Raw genomic sequence first — 23614 nt, forward strand, 5'->3', positions numbered from 1 at the left:
TCGCACACATTAACTCGTTGTAACGTTTCGGACATGTCGTCGCACCGCCCAAAGTCATGGGCCTATTGGCTACCCTCCACGCCGCAACGCATGCTAGCTTTTCACATCTGCCGCGCCGCATCAGCGCATCGAGAACGACTGACATTTTGAAACGGACTTGCATGAGCAACTCGCTCTGACGAGTCCCCAACAGGACGAAACGAAGCCGGCGTTAATCATGTGCCGCATCACTCGTTACAATTTGTCCTATCAATGAGGAGGGGTCATGGGCGATCTGGTCAACCTGAAGCAGGTCAGGAAGCGCATCGCGCGCGACGAAGCGGCGAAGCAGTCCGAGACCAATCGCGCCCGCTTCGGCCGCACCAAAAGCGAACGAAACCGTGATCAGCTCCAGGCGAAGCGCGCCAGCGACACACTCGATCAGCACCACATCGACGATCGGACGCCAGCATGAAATCGCCTGTCGTTAAGCGATCGATCGTCGTCGCCGGACACAAGACCAGCGTCAGCCTCGAGGAAGCCTTCTGGAATGGCATGAAGGAAATCGCATCGGTGAGAAGCCTCACCTTGTCCGAACTGGTGGGCGAGATTGATGGCGGCCGCCAGCAGGGCAATTTGTCCTCGGCTATCCGCCTGTTTGTACTGGACTATTTCCGTTCACGCTCGACACATCAGGCTGGAAACGGCAGCAGCCGTCTGCAGGCAGAAAGTCCGCATCCGTAATTCTCCGCATCGGACAGTTACGATCCTGACTCCACTGTAGGTTTTCGCACGAATACCGGCGCTAGCTGGTTTCAGTTACTATGTACCCGCGTCTCGAAACTCATCGTTTCGAGACCGGCTGCGGGGTGGCTGTATCCTGATCCATGCGGCCTGATCAGACATCGCGCCAATGGGCCAATCCTCATTGGCGAGATCGCGTCTCGCCGCGCTCGACCAAACGGGGGATCCTTTGATGCAGAACGACACCATCATACAGAACATGGACCGGACCGACGGCGGCCTCACGCGCAACGTGAGGGGATTCGCAGTGGTCAAGCGCTCCGTCGTCGTCGGCGGCCACAAGACCAGCGTCAGCCTCGAAGACGCCTTCTGGACCAGCCTGAAGGACATTGCCACGCGACGTGGCCTGCCGCTCTCGACCCAAATCGATGCCATCGATCGCGCGCGAAAGACCGCGAACCTGTCGTCCGCGATCAGGCTGTTCGTGCTGGATTACTTTCGCACCCGCGCCATCACGTCGGTGTTCATCGGTGAACGGCAGCCCTCGCCCAGCGCAGTACCCGTCTAGAAGGTTCCAGCCGGCGCGGCGGGTCGCGACTTCGGTACCCGCATGGCCCCCGGGCCGGTCTGATGTCGATGGGCGGCGGCAACGGCTGCACCAGCGCGCCACCGCTCGGCGGACTTGGCGCAGGCGGATTTGGCGGCGGGCTCACCGCTGCAGGCGGACGCGGCACGGCAGGTGCGCTTGGCGCCGCCGTCTTCGCTGCCGGATTTTTCCGCCGTGGATCGCGGCTCGGAAGCTTCACTTCAGCCGGCGGAATGGGTTCGGCCGCCGGAAGTTCTTCGTCCCACAGTTCGTCCGTCTCCGGACCCGGCGCCACCCCACGCTCAAGCTGATCGAGCCGCCGCGTCTCACGATCGATGGCGCGCATTCCGAGCCACGACGACAACGCCGCAACATCGACCGCCCGCGACATCCCGTCGGGTGATCCATTCAGGTCGATACGAATCTCGGGACGTCCGTTGATCGGCCTGGTGGTCACCGGCGACATGATGGCCCGCAGATCGGCCTGATCTGCCAGCAGGTCATAACCACCCGCAATCGCAACGCGCGCGCGCTTGGCGTCGAGTGTCGCTGCCTCTACCCGCAACCGTCCGTCCTTGATGCTGAACGGAACTCGCGCCGACGGCACGGTCAGCGCGCCGCTGGCCAGAACAGGCTCAACGATCTCCCGCAGCTTGATATCGTCGGTCGCCTGCCCACCGTCGCTGGCCCGCATCGCAACCTCGAACGCGCGCGGGTCCAGCCCCGCGATACGCGCCTCCGTCAGCGTCAGCGTACCCGCGCCCGACAGCGCGCCTGTCAGGCCGGCGGCGCTACGGCCCTGCCCTGCGAGCGTCATTTGCAGCGCCACCCTGCCGTCCGGCATTGCGAGGCTGCGGTAACGAAGCGCCGCACCATCGACACCGGTGAGTTGCACGCGCGCATTGAAAGAGGTGCCCTGGGTGCCTTGGGTCGCTCCTGGCGCGGTCTGCCGCGCGTCGAGATCAATCACCGCCTCGCCGCCGCCAATGCCGCCTTTGGCGTCCTCCAGCACCAGCGACTGACCGTCGCCCTTGAAGGCCCCGCTGACAGGACGCAACTCTGTTCCACCGGGGAGAACTCCGCTCAGCGCCTGAAACGCCAGTTTTCCGCGCCAGCCGCGCAACCAGCCTCTATCGAGCGGTGCCGATGCGTCATGACCCGCTGCCCCAAATGCCAAGCCGGTCACCGTCGCAAGATCGAGCGTGTCGATGCCGATTTGGCCATCGACGCCGATCTCTTCGCCACGCGTCAGCACCAGCCGTCCGCGCACTCGCGAGCCACCTGCCGTGGCATCGAGATCGTCGAAGGTAAAAGTATTACCCGCCACACCTACGCGCGACGACAGCGCAACGCCGGGCGATGGCACACTCGCCGGCTTCAGATTGAACAGGGCAGCGAGGTCGGCGCGGCGCACCGCAACTTTCAACGCCGCCGTGGATTGATCCGCCCACGGATTGCCGGTGCCTTGAATGTCGCCATCAAGACCAGCGCCGGTCAACTTGGCTTTCAGCTGTAGTGGCGAACCCCAGACGCCGGTGACCGACGATTCGAATTGCGCAGGGCCATCGCCCGGCGAAACAATCCGGCCGAGCCCCAGCGATGCCACCATCGTTGCGGTCTGCTTCGCAGTCAGCATGGTTTCGAGCTTGAATTCGTTGGCTCGCAACGCCGCGAGATCAAACCCGCGTGCGAGATCGATGTTCGGTGTGCTCAGGGTAATCGTTCCCTCAAGCTGCGGCGCGTCAATGTTGAGCACAGCGTCTGCATCGGTGCGGCCGGAGCGATCTTTCGCCTTGCCGATCGTGGCGGCCATCAGCATCAGCGCGGGACCGGGCTCCGTCGCAATCGCTGCCAGTCGCTCAGCGAGCGCCGGGGCAAACGGCGAGATGAAACTTCCAACCCGCGCCAGCGATGATGACGATGCGTACAGCCCAAGATTGCCGCCACCTTTGGCGCGATCGAACGATCCTGTGGCGCTGATGGCAAGATCGCTGCTCGCATCGCCGATCTCAATCCGGTCGAGTGCGAATTTTGTGGGATCGTAGCTCAAACGGATAGCGGCGGGGCGAACCGTCTGTCCCGCCAGCACGGCGCTCTCAGCGTTAAGCGAGATCTGCGCCTCGTCCGGCCACGTGGATTGCGAGCTGGCGAGCATCCCTGCAAGCGACGACATCGCATCGACATCAAGGCTCGCCGCTTTCAGTGCCGCTTCCAGCCGCGTCTTGCCGTCGGCAATATTCGACAGTGTGATCCGGCCGTCGATCGCACCGCCGTTGATCTCGGCCTTCATTCCATCGAGCCCAATGCGATCCGCCGCGATGGTTGCTTCGCCGCGCAACCGCAACGGTTTCTGATTGCGATACGTCGCATCGCTGCGTCCCTGCAGCCACGTTGTCAGCACGTCCGGATCAGATGACTCGATAGTGACCGGTCCGGTGAAGCGGGCCGACGGTCCGGGTTCGGAGATCGTGCCACTCGCGGTAACCCGCGTCGCACCGGGGGCACGCGTTTCCAGTTTCGCAATGGTCCAGGACTTGTCGTCTGCACGCAATTCGGCGGCGACATTCTGCAAGGGGCGCCCGCCCAGTGCGATCTGGTCCGAACTCAATTCGATCTGAGCCGGAAGCGGCGACACCGGCAGCGACGTCACCATCGCGCGCAGCGCAGGGAGCAGCCGCAACGGCTCGGCGCTGGCGCCCTTCGCCAGCAGCCGGTCGACATCAAGCTGCCGCGCCGACAGCGCGAGACGCAGCAAAGGCGACAAACCGAACCGGATATCGCCGCCGCCAGTCAGCCGCAACGCGTTGTCATCAGGGCCGTAGGCGGCTTCGACCTGCTCAAACGCCGCCGACCGTGGATTGGCCTTCACCCGCGACGACAGCTTCCACCGCTGGCTGCCATCAATGGACTTCACGTCCGCCGGCCGCGCCAGCGTCAACGAGCCTTCGAATTTTGGCACCGTATTGTCGAATATCAGCGTGCCATCGAGATCGGCTAGCAGCGGACGCTCACCGGGCTCCGCGGTAAAGTGCACACGCGTGCCCTTGCCGTCGTTGCTTTGCCCCGACGAAATGCGATACGGCGTTCGCGCTCCAAGCAGCGTGAACGATCCTTCCCCACGCATGCTGCTTGCTAACGCACGCACGTCCCCGCTGAACTTGAGATCGTCGACCCGCAGCGTCGCGCCGCTTGACGCATCGTGAAGCGCAATCCGTCCCGCGACATTCATGCGGTCTATTGCCAGCGACCCAAGATTGAAGCGCCCAGCGGTGGAGGGCCACTGAAAACGGCCCTGACGGTCGAGGCCAAGATCAAGCGCGAAACCATCCAGCGACAATTCGGTGGCACGCCATTCGCCCCGCATCAGCGCACCGAGGCTGAACTCCACATCCAGCTTGCCGGCACGGATCTTGGCCGGATCATTGTCGCCGCCGACCGCAACATCGCGCAGCCGGAGCGTGGGCGTCGGCAGCAGCAGCGCGTCGAGCTTGCCGGTCACCGTCACCGGCGTTCCGATGACACGGGACGCCTCCGCCTCGAACTGCCGCCGAAATTGGCTCCAATCAACGAAATACGGCCCGACCAGCGCTGCGATCAGCGCAAGGATGAGAGCGATGGCCAGTCCGAGCAGCGTGGTCTGCAAGGTCTTTCCTCAGTGGGATCGGCCGATCTTGTGACGGCAGCAGCGCCTTATCGCATAGCAGCGCGATGGCGCACCGGATGGCACGAATATTGAACCTGTCGAGTAGTTCGAATACTAAATTTAACGCCCCCCGTTCACAACCCTGTAACCCGGTGAGCAACATGTCCGAAAAGCAGGTACGGCCAGCGGAACGAACGGGCGCCTCGCCCGAGGCGATCATCTCCCATTACGATATGGGCAACGACTTTTTCCGGCTCGTGCTCGATCCGGAGATGATCTACTCGTGCGCCCTGTTCAAGGGCGACGACGATCTCGCCACGGCACAGCGCCACAAGCTCGACCACCATATCGATGCAGCGGGCGCTGCGAACACTGCGCGGGTTCTCGACATCGGCTGCGGTTGGGGCGCGATGCTCCGGCGTCTGGTTGATCACGCAGGAGTCGCCCACGCGGTGGGGCTGACTCTCAGCCCGTCACAGGCCCGCTGGATCCGCGACGGGGCGAATCCGAAGATCGAGGTGCGTGAACAGGACTGGCGCGATCACAAGCCGGATCGCCGTTACGACGCGATCATTTCGGTCGGCGCCTTCGAGCATTTCGTCCAGAAGGGCCTCGATCCCGCAACCAAACTTGATGCTTATCGCGAATTCTTCGCCTATTGCGACAGCGTGCTAGTGACCGGCGGCAGACTGTCGCTGCAAACCATCGCCTATTCCGAGCGGCACAAGGTTCTGCCGTTGCTGGAGAAAACCTTTCCGGAAAGCGATCTGCCGCTGGAATGGGAACCAATCGCCGCCGCCGAAGGCCGTTTCAGCCTGATCGCCGCGCGCAACGATGCGGACCACTATTACCGGACGCTGCTGATGTGGGAGCAGAATCTGCTCGCCAATTATGACAGGGCTGTTGCTCTTGTCGGCGATGAACGGACGGCGGAGTTCCGCCGCTACCTGCGGCTGTCGGCCACCGGCTTCCGCATGGGCATGGTCAGCCTGATGCGCTTCAGCTTCCTGAAAAAATACTGATCGCCGCGATCAACTGAATCGGACGCTGATACTGCCGAGCGGGATACCCGAGACGGTCGTCGTCCACGTCTCGCCCGGCTTCACAGGCAGGGCGCGCGTCAGCGTGCCCGTTGTGACCATCTCCCCCGCCGTGAGACCCGGGTTCAAATCGTCTTTGGCCAGCACGCCCACGAAATGACGCAAGGCCGATAGCGGACCACCGAGCACATTGCGCGCATGGCCGCGATCCACGACTTCGCCGTTACAGCCGAGTTCCACGTCGAAGTTCGAAAGCTGGTCCAGCCATGCTGCGGAATCGCCGGAAATCCGATGCCGTTCACCGATCAGCATTGCGCCGTGCAGACCGAAAGCCGCCACCGTATCGGACGCCGCGAATTTCCAGTCAGGATAAATCGACTGCACGACCTCATAGCCAAGTGCCAGCCAATCAATGCAAGACAGAAGCTCGCGCTCGTCCATCGCCGCATCGGGCGCCGCCGACAGGCCGAATACGATCTCCGGCTCGATCCGTGGATCGGTCAGTTTCGTCAGGGAGGCAACCCCGCCGATGTCGGCCAGATTGCGAACCGTACGGTCATACATGTAGCCCCAGATAGGGCCGTCCACGTTGTACTGCGCCCAGATTGTGCTGTTGGTGAAACCGATTTTGCGGCCCAGCACCCTTTCACCCCGCGCCTCCCGCATCTGCCGGACGATGGGCGTGACCTTGTACGCTTCTTCGAGGCCGAAACTCGGATCGCGTGACGAGAACGGGACAATCTGGCGGCCCTGACCGAGCACCGACAGCGCCTCGGTGGCGATACTCGTCGCGTCCAAAGCAGCAGTCGTAGTCATGACGGCAGGATCTTGCCGGGATTGAGGATGTTGTGCGGATCGAGGGCTGCTTTGAGCGCACGCATGGCCGCGACTGCCTCCGGTCCAAGTTCCGCCTCAAGATACTTCTGCTTGCCCTGGCCGATGCCATGCTCGCCCGTACAGGTGCCGTCCATCTCCTGCGCCCGCTCCACCAGCCGATGCAGGAAACCTTCAGCACGCTGCATCTCGTCTGGATCGTTGACATCGCAGAGCAGCGAGCAATGGAAATTACCGTCGCCGACATGGCCGACAATCGGCGAGATCAGGCCGACCGTCGCCAGATCCTTCTCGGTCTCGACCACGCACTCGGCCAGCCGCGAGATCGGCACGCAGACGTCTGTCGCCACCGCCTGCGCGCCGGGGCGAAGCCCGCGTACCGCCCAGTAGGCATCATGCCTCGCCTGCCACAGCCGCGTGCGGTCTTCCTGCCGCGTGGTCCACTCGAACGATCCGCCACCGCATTCGGCAGCGATCTCGCCGAACATTCGCGACTGCTCAGCGACATCGGCTTCTGTGCCGTGGAATTCGAGCAGCAGCAGCGGTGTTTCGGGCAGCGACAGCTTTGAATAAGCGTTGCAGGCCTTAACCTGCGCGGCGTTCAACAATTCGATGCGCGCCAACGGGATGCCGGTCTGAATGGCGAGAATGGTCGCGTTGCAGGCGCCCTGCACGCTCGTGAATGAGCATGACCCGGCAGCAATGGACTGCGGAATACCGCGCAGTTTGATCGTCAGTTCGGAAATGATTCCGAGCGTGCCTTCGGCGCCGACGAACAGGTGCGTGAGATCGTAACCGGCCGAGGACTTCTTGGCGCGCGTGCCGGTGGTGATGATCTCGCCGTCGGCGCGCACGACCTTTAGTGCAAGAATGTTGTCGCGCATGGTGCCGTAGCGCACTGCGTTAGTGCCGGACGCGCGGGTCGAGGCCATGCCGCCGATGGAGGCGTCCGCACCCGGATCAATCGGGAAGAACAGCCCCTGATCGCGCAGATGTTCGTTGAGCGCCTTGCGAGTCACGCCCGGCTCGATCACGCAGTCGAGATCGTCGGCATGCACGGCGAGAATGCGGTTCATTTCGCGCAGATCGATACAGGTCCCGCCTGCGGGCGCGTTGACCTGCCCTTCGAGTGAAGTGCCGGTGCCGAATGGAATCACCGGCACGCGATGCCTCGCGCAAATCCGCACCACGTCCTGAATGTCCTCGGTGGTTCGCGCCATAATCACAGCATCCGGCGGCTGCATCGGCAACCAGGTGGTGGTATGCGCGTGCTGCTCGCGCACCGCCTGCGACGTAATCAGATTATTGCCGAACCGCGCGGCAAGCGCCTCGATCGCGCTCGAAAGCGCAGACGGTGCCGGACGTGTCAGGGCTGCATTGGAAAAGGCCACGGTCGCTCGTTTCATTTATGCTGGTGTGGCGCGAAGCGTGGCAAAGGATGTATAGCGGGTCAAGAGATCAGGCTCAGTGAACCGGGAATTGAGATGACATCAAGCACGCTTCCGAAAAACAATGCGCCGCAACATATAGCTGCGCCGTTCCTGACCACGGTGATGCAGATTGAGCCGCAGTGGATCGACTACAACGGCCATCTCAACATGGCGTATTACAATGTCCTGTTCGACCGCGGCATCGACCAGATGTGGCTCGAACTCGGCATCGGCCCGGAATACATGAAACAGCGTCACAGCTCGACATTCACAGCTGAGGCGCACGTCCGCTATGTGCGCGAGGTGCATCTGGGCGATCCGGTGCAGGTATCGGTTTATCTGATCGCCGCTGACGAGAAACGCATCCACACATTCGAAGAACTGCGCCACGCTACCGAGGGCTGGATTTCAGCCACATCCGAGAACATGACCCTTCACGTTGACATGAATGCACGGAAAACCGCGCCATTTCCACCGGACATTGCCGCGCGCATTCGTGAAGTCGCCGCGGCCCATGGCGCAGTGCCGCGCCCCGATGGCATCGGCCGGCGCATCGCCATGCCGGTCAAATGATGCTGTCGCGGCGCCGCTAACCTTGAGGGATTACGGGCCGCTGCTGCGGCGCGCCAAACCCACCACGGCAGAAATCAGGAACAGGATGAGCGCCACGAAAAACACGATCTTGGCGATTTCGATCGACGCACCTGCAATACCGCCGAAGCCCAGAAGGCCCGCGACCAGCGCGATAATCAGAAATGTAACCACCCAACTCATCATGACACGCTCCTGTGTTTCGTATGGGAGCGGCGTCACACTCGGTGCGCGCCCCTGATGCAAAACCAATCCTGCACCAGAATGAAAGTTCCCGGCTCTGCAGGCCCCCAAAACCCGAAAAATCGCATACTGGACGGAACAAAATCCGCCGATCTCGGCATGTTTGGGGCCGCATGAGCCTGGGAAAACAAACCTGTCCGGCAGGCCTAATCGTGCCTATATGTCCCCAATCCTGATATGAAGCCTCCCCTTCCCGGCGTCCCGGTGTCATCGTGGGCCGCAAAGACGAATCGCATGACTGAGCCCAAGAAATTGCCTCCTCTTGACCTGCCGAGCTACCAGCCTGCCGCTGGCGGCATCGCTGCGCGCGCGCGTGCGGCCGCCGGGCCGCAGTATCTGGCCGGGCTCAATCCCGAACAGCGCGACGCGGTCGAAACACTCGACGGGCCGGTTCTGGTCCTGGCCGGCGCGGGCACCGGCAAGACACGCGTGCTGACCTCGCGCATTGCGCATATTCTCTCAACGGGCCGTGCGCGGCCTCATGAGATCCTTTCCGTCACCTTCACGAACAAGGCGGCGCGCGAGATGAAGCATCGCCTCGGCCAGATGCTCGGCCAGGCGGTTGAGGGCATGCCGTGGCTCGGCACCTTCCACTCCATCGGTGGACGGATTCTGCGCTATCACGCCGAACTGGTGCAGTTGAAATCCAACTTCACTGTGCTGGATGTCGATGATCAGATCCGTCTCCTGAAGCAGCTGCTGCAGGCCGAAAATATCGACGACAAGCGATGGCCGGCGCGGATGCTGGCCGGTCTGATCGACGGCTGGAAGAACCGCGGACTGACGCCATCGCAGGTTCCTGCCGGCGAAGCCGCCGTGTTCGGAAACGGCAAGGGCGGCAAGCTTTATACGACCTATCAAGAGCGGCTGAAGATTCTCAACGCCGCGGACTTCGGCGACCTGCTGCTGGAAAACATCCGGCTGTTCCGCGAGCATCCTGACGTGCTGCGGCAGTATCAGAGTCGTTTCAGATACATTCTGGTGGACGAGTATCAAGACACCAACGTCGCGCAATATCTCTGGCTACGGTTGCTGGCGCAGGCGCCATCCAAGCAATTGATGGCTGGTCCGGGCGCCGTGCAACAAACCGCTGATGAAGAACCGGACACTCCGAGCCTGACTGTCGCCACGCCGAAGAATATCTGCTGCGTCGGCGACGACGACCAGTCGATCTACGGCTGGCGCGGCGCGGAGGTCGACAACATCCTGCGCTTCGAACATGACTTCCCCGGCGCGAAGGTTATTCGCCTCGAGCGCAACTATCGTTCGACGGGACATATCCTCGCCGCCGCCTCCCATCTGATCGCGTACAACGAAGGCCGCCTAGGCAAGACACTCCGCACCGAGGACGAGGACGGCGAAAAAGTCACCGTCACCGGCGCATGGGACTCCGAAGAAGAGGCCCGCGGCATCGGCGAGGAGATCGAGCAGCTTCAGCGCTCAGGCCAGAAGCTCAACGAGATCGCCATTCTGGTGCGCGCGTCGTTCCAGATGCGTGAGTTCGAAGACCGTTTCGTCACCCTCGGCCTGAATTATCGCGTGATCGGCGGACCGCGGTTCTACGAACGGGCGGAAATCCGCGACGCGCTGGCCTATCTGCGCGTCATCAATTCACCGGCCGACGATCTCGCCTTCGAGCGCATCGTCAACACGCCAAAGCGCGGCCTTGGCGACGCCACCGTGCAGATGCTGCACGACATCGCGCGCAAGCGGCGCATCCCGCTGACCGAAGCCGCGCGGTCCGTGATCGAGACCGACGAATTGAAGCCGAAGGCGCGCGGCAGCCTGCGCGATGTCATGGCCAATTTCGACCGCTGGCGCGTTCAACGCGACATCGTCTCACATACGCAACTGGCCGAGATTGTTCTCGACGAGTCGGGCTACACCGAGATGTGGCAGAAGGACAGATCCGCGGACGCCGCGGGGCGGCTCGACAACCTGAAAGAACTCGTACGCTCGATGGAAGAGTTTGAAAACCTGCAGGGTTTCCTCGAACACATCTCGCTGGTGATGGACCGCGAAGGCAGCGCCGATGACGACGCGGTTTCACTGATGACGCTGCATTCCGCCAAGGGGCTGGAATTCAACAACGTGTTTCTGCCCGGCTGGGAGGAAGGCCTGTTTCCGAGCCAGCGCACACTCGATGAACAGGGCCGCGCCGGCCTCGAAGAAGAACGGCGCCTCGCCCACGTCGGCATCACGCGCGCGCGCAAACGCGCCATGCTCTATTTCGCCACCAACCGGCGCATCCACGGCTCGTGGACGACGACCATTCCGTCGCGCTTCCTCGACGAATTGCCGGCCGCCAATGTCGAGATCACCGAGTCCAAAGGCGGCTCTGGATGGGGCGGCTCGGGCGGCTACGGCACATCGCGTTTCGACAAGGTGGAATCCTTCGGCTCGACCTATTCGACGCCGGGCTGGCAGCGCGCGCAGGCCAATCGCGCCCGCAACGGCGGCGGCGGCTTCGATGAAACCGGTGCACGATACGATTCCAGCTCGCGCGGCAGCTTCAACCGCAAGCCGACGGTGATCGAGGGCGAACTGATCGCCAAATCCACCGGCACCAATTCGGACTTCTCGCCCGGCGATCGGGTGTTTCACCAAAAGTTCGGCTACGGCCGCGTAGCCAAGGTGGACGGCAACAAGCTCACCATCGCCTTTGAAAAGGCCGGTGAAAAGAAGGTGGTCGACAGCTTCGTGACGCGCGCGTAGATAAAATATCTCTGTGGACAGCACGCTTAACGTCGGTCGAGTGACATTAGTGTCCGTAGTCGCCTCGAATCAAAAAAGGTGACTCATGCTGACCAACAGCCGCGACATCATACGCCGCCTGCAAAAGGAAGGCTGGTCGCTGGAACGCGTCACGGGCTCGCATCACGTCTTTAAGAACCCCTTTTCCGGCGAGACGGTGGTTGTTCCCCATCCCAAGAAGGACTTGGGAAAAGGTCTTGTCCATGCCATTTATAAGAGCGCAGGCTGGAAACCTGACTGAGGCTTGGCATGACCCACTATATTGCCATTATTGAGGATGCAGGACCGGACCACGCCGTCGGCGTCTGGTTTCCGGACCTTCCCGGCTGCTTTTCCGCCGGCGACGACATCGATCAGGCCCTCCTCAATGCGCCCGAAGCACTGGAGCTCTATGCTGAAGGCCAGATCGCGGAAGGCAGAGCGCTGCCCACGCCTCGCACATTGACTGAACTCAGAAATGATCCGTCCGTAGCCGATGACATCAAGACCTACATGGTCGCGGTCATAGAATTACCTACGCGTGCGCACGCAGCCGAATAGGCGATATGCGTTGCGCCAAGGGGCCGGGACCACTATGTCCATGCTCCCGCCTCTGCAGATTGCGCTCATGTCTCCCATCATCTCTGTCTCGAACGTCTCAAAGACCTATCCGTCCGGTCTTGCTGCGCTGAAGAATATCAATCTCGATATTCGCCGCGGCGAGATCTTCGCGTTGCTCGGTCCGAACGGCGCCGGTAAGACCACACTGATCAGCGTGATCTGTGGCCTCGCTGTGCAGACCGAAGGCACGGTGACGGTGGATGGACATGACATCGTCAAGGACTACCGCGCCGCACGCTCGCTGATCGGACTGGTGCCCCAGGAACTGCATACCGACGCGTGGGAAAGCCCGTGGTCCACCGCCTCGTTCAGCCGGGGCCTGTTCGGCAAGCCGAAGAACCAAGCGCATATCGAAAAGGTGCTGAAGGATCTGTCGCTGTGGGACAAGCGAAAGAGCCAGATCATCACCCTCTCCGGCGGCATGAAACGCCGCGTGATGATCGCGAAGGCGCTGGCGCATGAACCGCAGATTCTGTTTCTCGATGAGCCCACAGCTGGAGTCGATGTCGAGTTGCGCAAGGCGATGTGGGAGGTCGTGCGCGGCCTGCGCGACGCCGGCGTCACCATCATTCTGACCACGCACTACATCGAGGAAGCCGAGGAGATGGCCGACCGCGTCGGTGTCATCAACAAGGGCGAGATCGTGCTGGTCGAAGAAAAGGCCAAGCTGATGCAGAAGCTCGGCAGAAAGCAGCTCAAGCTGCATCTGCAATCGAAGCTCACAGAAATTCCTGCGGCCCTTGCAGCCCATCACCTCGAACTGTCACCGGGCGGCGAGGAACTGGTTTACACCTACGACACCAAGGGCGAACGCACCGGCATCACCGCCCTGCTGAACGATCTCAATCAGGCCGGCGTCCGCTTCAACGATCTCAATACAACGCAAAGCTCGCTGGAGGAAATCTTCGTCAGCCTGGTGCATCGAGCATGATCCGGAAGAGAACAGCGCAATGAACTTTCACGCGATCGGCGCCATCTACAAATTCGAAATGGCGCGTACCTTCCGCACGCTGCTGCAGAGCGTCGTCTCGCCGGTGATTTCGACATCGCTGTATTTCGTGGTGTTCGGCGCGGCCATCGGTTCGCGCATTACCGAGATCGACGGCATCAGCTACGGCACCTTCATCGTGCCGGGCTTGATTATGCTGTCGTTGCTGACGCAAAGTATCGCCAACGCGTCATTCGGAATCTATTTTCCGAAATTCTCAGGTACCATTTATGAGTTGCTGTCCGCGCCGGTCTCGGCGTTCGAGGCCGTAGTCGGTTACGTCGGCGCGGCCGCAACCAAGTCGATCATCCTCGGCCTCATCATTCTTGCCACCGCAGGCCTTTTCGTGCCGTTGAAGATTGCGCATCCATTCCTGATGCTGACCTTCCTCGTGCTGACATCGGTAACCTTCAGCCTGTTCGGGTTCATCATCGGCATCTGGGCCGATGGCTTCGAGAAACTACAGGTGATCCCGCTGCTGGTGATCACACCGCTGACGTTTCTGGGCGGCAGCTTCTATTCGATCCACATGCTGCCGCCGATCTGGCAGACCGTGACGCTGTTCAACCCGGTTGTGTATCTGGTCAGCGGCTTCCGCTGGAGCTTCTTCGAGATCGCAGACGTCAGCGTGGCCGTCAGTCTCGGCATGACGCTGGGCTTTCTCGCGCTGTGCATGATCGTGGTGTGGTGGATCTTCAAGACCGGCTACCGGCTGAAGACCTGACGCCAGACACACGCCCGGCAAGCGGGCGTGTGGACATGGCCGTGCCCGTTCAGTTCGGGCGCCAGTTTCCATTGCTATCATAGTATCCGCTGGGCCCGCTGCCGGGCGGCGGTGGCACAGCCATTGGCTGCACCGCCCGCGCAGCGCCATCCCCGATCACGCCAAGCGTACCGGCAACCGCACCCACGCCAGCACCGAGTGCGCCGCCGACCAATCCTCCGACCGGTCCGGCTGCAGTTTTCCCCTGATATGTCCCTTGCGCGGCGCCGCTGATGGCGCCGTTGATGGGATCCTGCTGTTGCGCGGCGGCAGGCGTCGCGAAAAGAGCCAGCGCCGCTGCGGCACAGGCAAGACCCGAAATGGACATGAACGAAGCTGCAATCTTCATGTGAGAAAACCTCCCTGCCCGGCCGAATCCCGGCCCCGCCTCGAAGCAAATCAGCACCTGAGGTTGCGTCAGGTTCGCGGGAAATACAATCCGCGACAGCCATGCATCTGCAGCGTTTCTCATCTCATTAAAATTGCGGCTACCCACCCGCACAACGACAAAAGTGGCGCATCCGTTTCAGGATACGCGATTTGAATGTCTGCCGCCGGCTGGTTAGCGATAGTGCTTGTGGCGGTAATGACGATGACGGTAGCTGCGGCGGTTGTCGATGCCGAGCACACCGTTCACGCCTCCGACGACGCCGCCGACACCGGCTCCGACTGCCCCGCCGACAGCACCACCGACCGGCCCTGCCGCGCGGTTGCCCCGGTAGGAGCCTTCCGCCGCGCCGCCTTCCATGCCTCTGATGACGCCTTGCGCATGCGCCGCGACCGGCAACGCCAGGACAGCCAGCGCCGCCGCGACAAACGTGAAGCGGCGGTACGCCGCGGTGGATCTGAACAGGGCCTCAGTCTTCATTACGGGAAATCTCCATAAGCCTCTTATCGTCACCTTCTGTAACGTCCCGGCACGGAGAAGGTTGCGTCAAGTTTGGCGAAAACACGTCACAAACAAGCACCGTTCACGAAACTGTATGGCCGCCTCCATCAACCTTAAGACGAAGACGCTGTTAAAACGGCCGCTTTCCATGCTTTATTGAGAGCGAAGGGCAGAGACGAGGCGAGTGTCATGCGTGCAATACTGATTTCGGTGACCGGTTTGATGCTGCTCTACGGCAGCGCGCAGGCTGCGGTCTCCATCCTGGTCAACAAAGACACGCAGCAGATGACCGTCTCGGTCGATGGCGCGACGCGCTACACGTGGCCTGTCTCCAGCGGCAATCCCTCGCACGAAACGCCGAACGGCAGCTTCAAGACCTTTCGCATGGAGGAGGATCACTATTCGAAGGAATTCGATGAAGCTCCGATGCCGAATGCGATCTTCTTCACCAAGCAAGGCCATGCCATTCACGGCACCGACGCCGTCGGACGTCTCGGCAGCCCCGCCTCGCATGGCTGCGTGCGGCTGTCGCGCGCCAACGCGCTGAAGCTGTGGGATCTGGTCAAGACCGAGGGCCTGCTCAACACCACCGTCACCCTGACAGGATCGTCGCGGGTTGCACTCGCGCGGAATCCCAGGACACGCACCACCGTTGCGCGTGGCGATGCTGACGGGATCGGCGAGCCGGTGCAGATCGCGCCGCAGACCGGATATGGCGAGGACCTCAACGCCAACACGCGTTCGCGCCAGTTCTCGCAGGATCGCGTCTACCGCGATCAGACTTATGCGCAGGACCAAGCTTACTACGGAGCCGCCGACGCAGGCCCGATGCAGCGTCGCATTTATCAGAACAGCTACGGCTATCAGAACGGTTATGGCTACGGTTACCAGCCGCGGCCGAGGTATCAATCACCGCGCGGCGGCTATTACTACTACGCGGATTGACGCCCTGGTTACTCGTCCGGAGTTCTGAGCCGCCGCCACACCGCGCCGAGCACGTTGGAATAATCGTCGGTCCAGACCCGCTGGCCTTCAGTGGCCTCCTTTAGCACCCACTTTTCGTCCGACGATATCTTGCCGACGTCGGCTTCCTCGCGGGCCGAGATCACGACCTCAGTCGTGAAAATGTATTCGTTGTCGCGTCCGGAATCCTCGTTAAAGACCCAGCTCTTCAGGTCATTCTCCTCGGCGATCCCGACGACCACGCTTGCCAGTTCGAGGTGGCGGTTGGAGACATGCATCAGCACCGCGCCCTGCGGCGCAAGCTTCTCTTTGTAGATGGCCATCGCCTCTTCAGTCGCGAGGTGGATCGGAATTGCATCCGACGAATAGGCATCGACGATGATCAGATCGTAAGCCCCATCCTTCTCCTTGGCGAAGGTGAGCCGCGCGTCGCCGATCACCGGCTTCATATTGGGTTCGCAGGCACTCACGAAAGTGAAATACTTCGGATCGCGCGCGGTATCGACCATGGTCTGATCGATCTCGAAAAATTTCCATTCTTCGCCCGGCTTCGACTGGCAGGCGAGCGTGCCAGCGCCGAGACCGATCACCGCGACGCGGATCGGGCCGCCCTTGCGTTCGCGGATCGCCGCAATGGCGCGGCCGATACCGCCATTGTCCTGATAGTAGGTGATCGGCTCGGGGCGCCCCTTGATCGGTGTGCCGTCGTCATTCAGGAACCTTTCCGCGCCGTGGATCGTCGTGCCATGCATCAGCACATGATACCGGCCGTTCGAGGTCACCACGATCTTATGAACGCCGAAGAAGCTGCGCACCGTTTCCACGCGGCCCTCGTCGGCGGGGTAGACGCGGATCAGAATCAACCCAAGCACAACGAGCACCGCCATGCTCCAGCGATCGATTCTCCACAACACCGCCAGCACCATCATGACGCAGGCGAAGCCTGCGACCATCCAAATCCTCTTGGCTTCCAGGAAGGAAGTGACAGATCCCTGTCGGTAAGCAAGCCCGATAAGGACAAGTCCGGCGACGACCGCAACCAGCCAGAGTCCGAATCCGCCGCGAACTGCGGATGTCCCCGCTGGGCGACAAAGCGCCGCCAGCGCCAGCAGGATCGGGTACTCCGCGATCCACGAGAATGTGTAAGGCGCAATCAGGCCCGCGAACAAGCCGCCGACCATGCCGCCGAACGACAATGCAACATAAAAACCGGTGAGATGGCGCGCGGCAGGCCGCGTCCGCGCGAGTTCGCCGTGACAGGCCATGGCGATAACGAAGAAACACACCAGATGACCGCCGAGCGTCGCCAGCAGGTTCTGTTCGCCGCCGACCACAAGCAGCAACATGACACCAGCAATGGCGAACGGCTGCAGCATCAACATGAGGCGATGCGGCAGCAGCGGCCGCGACTGGAACACCAGCACCCATGTCAACAGGTACAGCGACAACGGCAACACCCACAGCAGCGGTGCTGCCGCAACGTCGGTCGAGATATGCGCGGTCACCGCGATCAGCAGACCGGACGGCACCGCCGCAAGGAAAATCCAGCGCAGCCGCATCATCCACGCTGGCGCCGGCGCATCGCCCTCGCCGACACTGATTGCTTCAACGGTCATCGGCGGCGAGCGCAACAGCATTACGCCGCATGCCGCGATCAGAACGATCAGCAATGCGTAACCGCTGGTCCAGATCAGGTTCTGGGTCCGCAGCGAGAACATCGGCTCGAGCAGCACCGGATAGGACAGCAGCGCGAGGAAGCTTCCAATGTTCGAAGACGCATAAAGAAAATACGGATCGGGACCGTCGGGATGCCCGGTACGGACGAACCACGCCTGCAGCATCGGATTGTTGGCGGCGAGCGCAAAAAACGGGAGGCCGATCGAAACCGCAAACAGGCCGAGCAGCCAGAACGCATAGCCGCTTGCGGGTGGCTCGCCCCACCCGCTGGCAATCGACAGCGGCAATGTGAGCAGCGCGGCAGTCAGCAGCACGAGATGGATGACCACGGGAGCAGTGCGGCTTTTCAGCGTCATCAGGTAGTGGGCGTAGGCGTAACCGCCGAGCAGCAGCGACTGGAAGAACACCATCGCCACCGACCACACCGCCGGCGAGCCGCCGAGCCGCGGCAGCACCATCTTCGTGAACAGCGGCTGCACCGAAAACAGCAGCAACGCACTGGTGAAGATCGCAGCGGTATAGACCACCAGCACAAGTATGTTTCTCGCGCCGGACTGGCTCGCGGTATCAGACGGCACTGAAATCATGGAAGCTCCGGAATAGATTCCGGCAAATTACCGGAGGCTAGTGTCCCGAATCCGACGTTCGCTTGGCTTTGCGGCACCTTCCGCGCGAACGTCGGATTCGAAAGGACACTAGCAAATTATGATTTTAGTGATCCTTCGATTCTGACATTCGTAAAAGATGCCCGCGAAAGATATAATACGAATGTCAGAATCGGATCACTAGCGGAGTGGAGCATAGCGGCCAAAGGCGAGCAATAACATGCGCGTGACAGAAATCACTCGCGCGTGACGCTACCCGCGATTATGACTGGGTCATGTCAGATTACGATGCACTCATTGTCGGCGCAGGCCATAACGGCCTGACCTGCGCGGCCTATCTCGCAATGCGTGGCCTGCGCGTGAAGGTGGTTGATCGCCGCAGGGTGATCGGCGGCGCGGCCGTGACCGAAGAGTTTCATCCGGGGTTCCGCAATTCGGTAGCCGCCTACACGGTGAGCCTGCTCAACCCGAAGGTGATCGCGGATCTCGGCCTGCATCACCACGGCCTGCGGATCGTGGAGCGCCGCGCGCAGAATTTCCTGCCGGCACCGGACGGCCGCTACCTGCTGACCGGTGACGGCCGGACGCATCAATCGATCGCGAAGTTCAGCGAGCGCGACGCGCTGGCGATCGACGATTTCAACCGCGAACTGGAGACGATCGCGGATGTGCTGCGCAAGTTCGTGCTGCGCGCACCGCCGAACGTGGTCGAAGGGTTTGGCCTTCACGCCATGCGCGAGGCGTTCAACGCGTTGGCGAGCGGCAATATCCTGCGCGGGCTGACGCTGGAGAGCCAGCGTACCTTGCTTGACCTGTTCACGCGATCCGCCGGCGATATGCTCGACGACGTCTTTGAAAGCGATCTGGTCAAGGCCCTGTTCGGCTTCGACGCCATCGTCGGCAACTATGCCAGCCCCTACGCGGCAGGCTCGGCCTACGTCATGCTTCATCATGCGTTCGGCGAAGTGAACGGCCGGAAGGGGTTGTGGGGCCATGCCATTGGAGGGATGGGTGCAATCACGCAGGCAATGGCAGCCGCAGCCCGTGCCCATGGCGCGGAGATCGAGACGGGTGCTGGTGTGCGCGAAGTCATCATCGACGGCGACCGGGCCGCCGGAGCCGTTCTCGACAACGGCGAGTCGGTGCGCGCGCGCTTCGTCGTCTCCAGCGTCAATCCGAAACTGCTCTACACGCAACTGATCCCGGCGGACGCACTGCCAAAACCCTTCCTCGACCGCATCACGAACTGGCGCAACGGGTCCGGCACCTTCCGGATGAACGTCGCCCTGTCGGCGCTGCCGTCGTTCAAGGCACTACCGGGGAAGGTGATCACCTAACCGCGGGGATCATCCTGGCGCCCAGCCTCGGCTACATGGACCGCGCCTGGCTCGATGCCCGCGAGCACGGCTGGAGCCGCGCGCCGGTGATCGAAGTCCTGATCCCCTCCACCCTCGACGACTCGCTGGCGCCGCCGGGCCGGCATGTCGCCAGCCTGTTCTGCCAGCACGTCGCTCCGCAACTGCCGGACGGCCGCTCATGGGACGACCATCGTGACGAGGTTGCGGACCTGATGATCGCCACCGTGGATCGCTACGCGCCGGGGTTCGCCCGCAGTGTCATCGGGCGGCAGGTGCTGTCGCCGCTCGATCTCGAGCGCGATTTCGGACTGCTCGGAGGCGACATTTTCCATGGCGCCCTGTCGCTCAACCAGTTGTTTTCGGCGCGGCCGATGCTGGGTCATGCGGGGTATCGCGGGCCGCTCAAGGGGCTCTATCACTGTGGTTCCGGCGCGCATCCCGGCGGCGGCGTCACCGGCGCCCCGGGCCACAATGCGGCGCAGATTATTCTCAAGGATCATCAGGGAATCTTCACCTGAACCGAAAGCGAAACGGCCACGAACGGCTGTTGAGGAGCTGTGGATAATCCTGTGGATAATCTGTGGATTTTCGTTTGGTTAAAGCTTCACTAACAAGTGGAAAACCGCAGTTAACAAACTGTGAAGAACTGGTGTCCAACCAGTCAGTAACCTGTGGACAGGCTGTGGGGAAATGGGCGATGCAGTCAGCGATTTCAGCCATTTGGACCAGCCAGTGAATTTACCGCCCCCCTCGCCCGCGACCCAAGCCACCTTCGCCATCGGCGATGAGCGCACGGCCAGCCGCGTTGTGGATATCATCACCGAAAGCTATCCGAGCCACGACCTGGCGATTGCGGCGTTCGAGGCGCCCGGTGGACGCTGGGACGTTACGATGCATTTCGCCGAGGCCCCGGACGAAGACGTCATCCGTGCGCTGGTGACCGATACGGCGGGGGAAGCGGCGGCTAGATCCATCGTGTTCAGCAAGGTCGAAACCAAGGACTGGGTGAAGGCCAGCCTCGCCGATCTCGTGCCGGTCAGCGCCGGACGTTTTGTCGTCCACGGCAGCCATGATCGGGACCGGGTCCCGGTCAATAAACTTGGCATCGAGATTGAGGCCGCGCTGGCCTTCGGCACCGGCCATCACGGCACCACGCGCGGCTGCCTCCTGCTGCTCGATCAGGTGCTGCACCAGCGCACACCCAAGCGTGTCCTTGACCTCGGCTCAGGGACCGGAGTCCTTGCCATCGCCGCCGCCAAGGCGCTCCGGCGGCGCGTGCTGGCAAGCGACATCGATCCACGTTCAGTGGTCGTGGCGCGCGAGAACGCGCATCTCAATGGCGTCGGAAATCTGGTCCAAGCCGTCCACGCGACCGGATTTCAGTCGCCGCATTTTGCCGCCAACGGCCCGTTCGGGCTGGTGCTGGCCAATATTCTCGCCAACCCGCTGCGGCAGCTTGCGCCCGCGTTGGCGGCGCATCTGGCGCCGCAGGCCTTTGTCATTCTGTCAGGGTTGCTGCCGCATCAGGCGAACAGCGTGGTCGCCGCCTATAGCGGTGCGGGCGTGAAGCTGCTCAAGCGAATCCAGATTGAAGGCTGGAGCAGCCTCTTGATGCAACGGCGCTAGGCGCGCATCGTTCTCGGGCTTACTCCCGCTTCATCCGGTGGGGCGTGATGTCGGCTTCGGTATAGCCTGCTTCAAACCTCGCACGCCGCGCCTCGCGCTGCAGCCGGCTTTCCGTCAAACGGTCGAGCATCTGAACAATGACGCCGCGCGGCTCCTTGATCGTAACCGCCGGAATGTTGCCCTGATGTGCCGGCGGCGAAATCTTCTCAAACATAAAAGCTGGCATGCCCTATCCCCTCGCCATTGAGTTGAAAAACACACCCCTCCGCATTTCCGCGAGGTCCATTCCGTTCAAGCATAAGTGGTCTCAAATGGTTCCTCAGATTGGCCTTCCCTGTAGCCAAGGATTACAAAGCACGGATCGTGCCATTCCCAATTGTCGCGGGCCCATTCCGGCTCCGCCGATTGCCGCCACAACCCCCGCCTCTTAAGGTTGACCGATGTTCGAAGCCCAGTTCCAGACATTCGAAGAACCCGAAGGCGGCGTGGCGCTGACTGCGCGACTGTCGGCCTTCCGCGAGGAATTGCTGCGCAGACAATTGACCGGCTTCGTGATTCCGCGCGCAGACAGCCAGCAAAACGAATATGTGCCGCCCTGTGACGAGCGGCTGGCGTGGCTCACAGGATTTACCGGCTCCGCAGGATTGGCGGTTGTCCTGACCGGGAAAGCGGCCGTGTTCGTGGACGGCCGGTACACCCTGCAGGCCGCCAAACAAGTTGATACAGCGGCCTGGAGCGTCGAATCCCTGATCGAACCGCCCCCTGAGAGCTGGCTGACCGCGCAACTCGCACCCGGCGACCGCCTCGGATTTGACCCCTGGCTGCACACTTCCGCGGCAGCCGAACGCCTCGCCAAGGCCTGCGAAAAAGCCGGTGCGGAGCTGGTCGCGGTGGATGACAATCCGGTCGATGCGATCTGGAGCGACCGCCCGACCCCGCCACTCGGCGCTGTAAAAGTTCATCCGGCGCAATTCGCCGGAGAAAGCGAAGCCGACAAACTCGCGCGCATCCGCAAGGAAATTGCCAGGCTCACCATCGACGCGCTGGTGTTGTCGGATTCCCACGCCGTGGCGTGGACCTTCAACATTCGCGGCGCGGACGTCGCTCATACGCCGCTGCCGCTGTCCTATGCGCTGGTCCCGAAAGACGGCCGCGCCACCATTTTCATCGACCACCGCAAGCTCTCGAACAGCGCACGTGATCACCTCGAAAAGAACGCGAGCGTCGAAGAGCCGGAGGCCCTGATTCCACGGCTTACCGAACTGGCACAGACCAAGGCGGCCATCGGCCTCGACACCGCAACTGCCGCCGATGCGCTCAGCCGCTTGATCGCCGCAGAAGGCGGCAAGCCGGTGCGCGTGTCGGATCCGGTGGCCCTGCTCAAGGCGGTCAAGAACCACGCCGAAATCGCCGGGACCCGCACGGCACACAAGCGCGACGGCGCAGCGCTGGCAAAGTTTCTGGCGTGGATCGATCAGGAAGCCCCGTCCGGCAAGCTCACCGAGATCGATGCCGTCGAAGCGCTGGAAACCTTCCGTCGTGAGACCGGCGCGCTAAAGGACGTCTCCTTCCCCACCATTTCCGGCACCGGCCCGAACGGCGCCATCGTGCATTATCGCGTGACGCGTAAATCCAACCGCCGCGTCGCGCCGGGCGACCTGTTGCTGATCGATTCCGGCGCGCAGTACGAGGACGGCACCACCGACGTCACCCGCACCATCGCCATCGGCGAGCCGACCGACGAAATGCGCGATCGTTTTACGCGTGTGCTGCGTGGACACATCGCCATCGCCCGCGCAGTGTTTCCCGATGGCGTCAGCGGCGCGCAGATCGACGCCTTCGCGCGGCAATTCCTCTGGCACGCCGGCATCGATTTCGATCACGGAACCGGCCACGGGGTCGGCAGCTATCTGTCGGTGCACGAAGGGCCGGCGCGAATTTCCAAGCTCGGCACCACACCGCTGAAGCGCGGCATGATCCTGTCCAACGAGCCCGGCTACTACAAGACCAACGCCTTCGGCATCCGCATCGAGAATCTCGAACTGGTGGTTGAGAAAGCTATCGATGGCGCAGAGAAGCCGATGAACGCGTTTGAGACCCTGACGCTCGCGCCGATCGACCGGCGGCTGATCGATGCCGACCGAATCAGCAAGCAAGAACTGCGCTGGCTCAACGACTATCACGCCCGGGTGCGCGAGGAGATCCGCCCGCTGGTCGATGAAGCGACGAAAGTGTGGCTCGATGCCGCGACGGAGCCCATGACTCATAAGAGATGATCCACTAGGGATGACCCGTTGAGAG

General features: G+C 62.1%; 21 protein-coding genes and 1 pseudogene. 14 read left to right on the forward strand and 8 right to left on the reverse strand.

Annotated features, from left to right (window positions below; translation table 11 throughout):
* Positions 1-265: 265 nt before the first annotated feature.
* From BN32_RS11705 to BN32_RS11715, 3 genes are all read left to right on the forward strand, one after another.
* Complete coding sequence (locus tag BN32_RS11705) at positions 266-454, forward strand: DUF4169 family protein (protein ID WP_019198384.1); 189 nt, start codon at positions 266-268, stop codon at positions 452-454.
* A complete protein-coding gene (locus BN32_RS11710; RefSeq protein ID WP_019198385.1) occupies positions 451-723 on the forward strand; it encodes a ribbon-helix-helix domain-containing protein in 273 nt (90 codons plus the stop codon). The genes BN32_RS11705 and BN32_RS11710 overlap by 4 nt, the downstream gene beginning before the upstream one ends.
* A 232-nt stretch (positions 724-955) precedes the next feature.
* Positions 956-1291, forward strand: coding sequence for a ribbon-helix-helix domain-containing protein (locus BN32_RS11715; RefSeq protein WP_040426342.1), 336 nt, complete (start codon positions 956-958; stop codon positions 1289-1291).
* Here BN32_RS11715 and BN32_RS11720 read toward each other — a convergent pair.
* On the reverse strand, positions 1248-4952 hold the full coding sequence (locus BN32_RS11720; RefSeq protein ID WP_051488457.1) for an AsmA family protein: 3705 nt from the start codon (positions 4950-4952) through the stop codon (positions 1248-1250). The genes BN32_RS11715 and BN32_RS11720 overlap by 44 nt on opposite strands.
* Positions 4953-5113: 161 nt before the next feature.
* Here BN32_RS11720 and BN32_RS11725 point away from each other — a divergent pair, with 161 nt between their 5' ends.
* Entirely contained in the window at positions 5114-5974 is an 861-nt protein-coding gene (locus tag BN32_RS11725; RefSeq protein ID WP_040426344.1) for an SAM-dependent methyltransferase, read from the forward strand.
* A 9-nt stretch (positions 5975-5983) separates the two neighbouring features.
* On the opposite strand, the gene BN32_RS11730 is transcribed toward BN32_RS11725, so the two are convergent.
* Positions 5984-6808, reverse strand: coding sequence for a 2-keto-4-pentenoate hydratase (locus tag BN32_RS11730; protein ID WP_040425662.1), 825 nt, complete (start codon positions 6806-6808; stop codon positions 5984-5986).
* On the reverse strand, positions 6805-8232 hold the full coding sequence (locus tag BN32_RS11735; protein ID WP_019198390.1) for an FAD-binding oxidoreductase: 1428 nt from the start codon (positions 8230-8232) through the stop codon (positions 6805-6807). The genes BN32_RS11730 and BN32_RS11735 overlap by 4 nt, the downstream gene beginning before the upstream one ends.
* Positions 8233-8310: 78 nt before the next feature.
* Here BN32_RS11735 and BN32_RS11740 point away from each other — a divergent pair, with 78 nt between their 5' ends.
* Positions 8311-8829, forward strand: coding sequence for a thioesterase family protein (locus BN32_RS11740; protein WP_019198391.1), 519 nt, complete (start codon positions 8311-8313; stop codon positions 8827-8829).
* A gap of 30 nt (positions 8830-8859) precedes the next feature.
* On the opposite strand, the gene BN32_RS11745 is transcribed toward BN32_RS11740, so the two are convergent.
* The gene (locus BN32_RS11745; RefSeq protein WP_040426347.1) at positions 8860-9033 is read right to left on the reverse strand and encodes a DUF1328 domain-containing protein; all 174 of its coding nucleotides are present in this window, start codon (positions 9031-9033) and stop codon (positions 8860-8862) included.
* Positions 9034-9324: 291 nt separating this feature from the next.
* Between BN32_RS11745 and BN32_RS11750 the strand changes: the two genes are divergently transcribed.
* From BN32_RS11750 to BN32_RS11770, 5 genes are all read left to right on the forward strand, one after another.
* Complete coding sequence (locus BN32_RS11750; protein ID WP_040426349.1) at positions 9325-11805, forward strand: ATP-dependent helicase; 2481 nt, start codon at positions 9325-9327, stop codon at positions 11803-11805.
* Between the two features lie 85 nt (positions 11806-11890).
* Complete coding sequence (locus tag BN32_RS11755; RefSeq protein WP_019198394.1) at positions 11891-12085, forward strand: type II toxin-antitoxin system HicA family toxin; 195 nt, start codon at positions 11891-11893, stop codon at positions 12083-12085.
* Positions 12086-12093: 8 nt separating this feature from the next.
* Positions 12094-12384: a type II toxin-antitoxin system HicB family antitoxin gene (locus BN32_RS11760; RefSeq protein WP_019198395.1), complete on the forward strand. Its 291-nt coding sequence runs from the start codon at positions 12094-12096 to the stop codon at positions 12382-12384.
* A gap of 67 nt (positions 12385-12451) precedes the next feature.
* Entirely contained in the window at positions 12452-13375 is a 924-nt protein-coding gene (locus BN32_RS11765) for an ABC transporter ATP-binding protein (RefSeq protein WP_040426351.1), read from the forward strand.
* A gap of 19 nt (positions 13376-13394) precedes the next feature.
* Positions 13395-14156: an ABC transporter permease gene (locus tag BN32_RS11770; RefSeq protein WP_019198397.1), complete on the forward strand. Its 762-nt coding sequence runs from the start codon at positions 13395-13397 to the stop codon at positions 14154-14156.
* Positions 14157-14205: 49 nt separating this feature from the next.
* On the opposite strand, the gene BN32_RS11775 is transcribed toward BN32_RS11770, so the two are convergent.
* Both BN32_RS11775 and BN32_RS11780 read right to left on the reverse strand, forming a co-directional pair.
* A complete protein-coding gene (locus BN32_RS11775) occupies positions 14206-14544 on the reverse strand; it encodes a hypothetical protein (protein WP_019198398.1) in 339 nt (112 codons plus the stop codon).
* A gap of 213 nt (positions 14545-14757) precedes the next feature.
* The gene (locus tag BN32_RS11780; RefSeq protein ID WP_019198399.1) at positions 14758-15063 is read right to left on the reverse strand and encodes a hypothetical protein; all 306 of its coding nucleotides are present in this window, start codon (positions 15061-15063) and stop codon (positions 14758-14760) included.
* 210 nt (positions 15064-15273) lie between these two features.
* On the opposite strand from BN32_RS11780, the gene BN32_RS11785 reads away from it, so the two are divergent.
* Positions 15274-16029 (forward strand): L,D-transpeptidase, encoded by a 756-nt coding sequence (locus BN32_RS11785; RefSeq protein WP_019198400.1) that lies wholly within the window; start codon positions 15274-15276, stop codon positions 16027-16029.
* 8 nt (positions 16030-16037) lie between these two features.
* On the opposite strand, the gene BN32_RS11790 is transcribed toward BN32_RS11785, so the two are convergent.
* Entirely contained in the window at positions 16038-18311 is a 2274-nt protein-coding gene (locus BN32_RS11790; protein ID WP_019198401.1) for a fused MFS/spermidine synthase, read from the reverse strand.
* 293 nt (positions 18312-18604) lie between these two features.
* Here BN32_RS11790 and BN32_RS11795 point away from each other — a divergent pair.
* Positions 18605-20205: pseudogene (locus tag BN32_RS11795) on the forward strand (phytoene desaturase family protein).
* 172 nt (positions 20206-20377) lie between these two features.
* Positions 20378-21313 (forward strand): 50S ribosomal protein L11 methyltransferase, encoded by a 936-nt coding sequence (locus BN32_RS11800; RefSeq protein WP_019198402.1) that lies wholly within the window; start codon positions 20378-20380, stop codon positions 21311-21313.
* 19 nt (positions 21314-21332) lie between these two features.
* On the opposite strand, the gene BN32_RS11805 is transcribed toward BN32_RS11800, so the two are convergent.
* A complete protein-coding gene (locus BN32_RS11805) occupies positions 21333-21539 on the reverse strand; it encodes a hypothetical protein (protein WP_040425663.1) in 207 nt (68 codons plus the stop codon).
* Between the two features lie 214 nt (positions 21540-21753).
* Between BN32_RS11805 and BN32_RS11810 the strand changes: the two genes are divergently transcribed.
* Positions 21754-23589, forward strand: coding sequence for an aminopeptidase P family protein (locus tag BN32_RS11810; RefSeq protein WP_019198404.1), 1836 nt, complete (start codon positions 21754-21756; stop codon positions 23587-23589).
* Positions 23590-23614: the final 25 nt, after the last annotated feature.

The organism is Afipia birgiae 34632 (assembly GCF_000308295.2).
GTDB lineage: Bacteria > Pseudomonadota > Alphaproteobacteria > Rhizobiales > Xanthobacteraceae > Afipia > Afipia birgiae.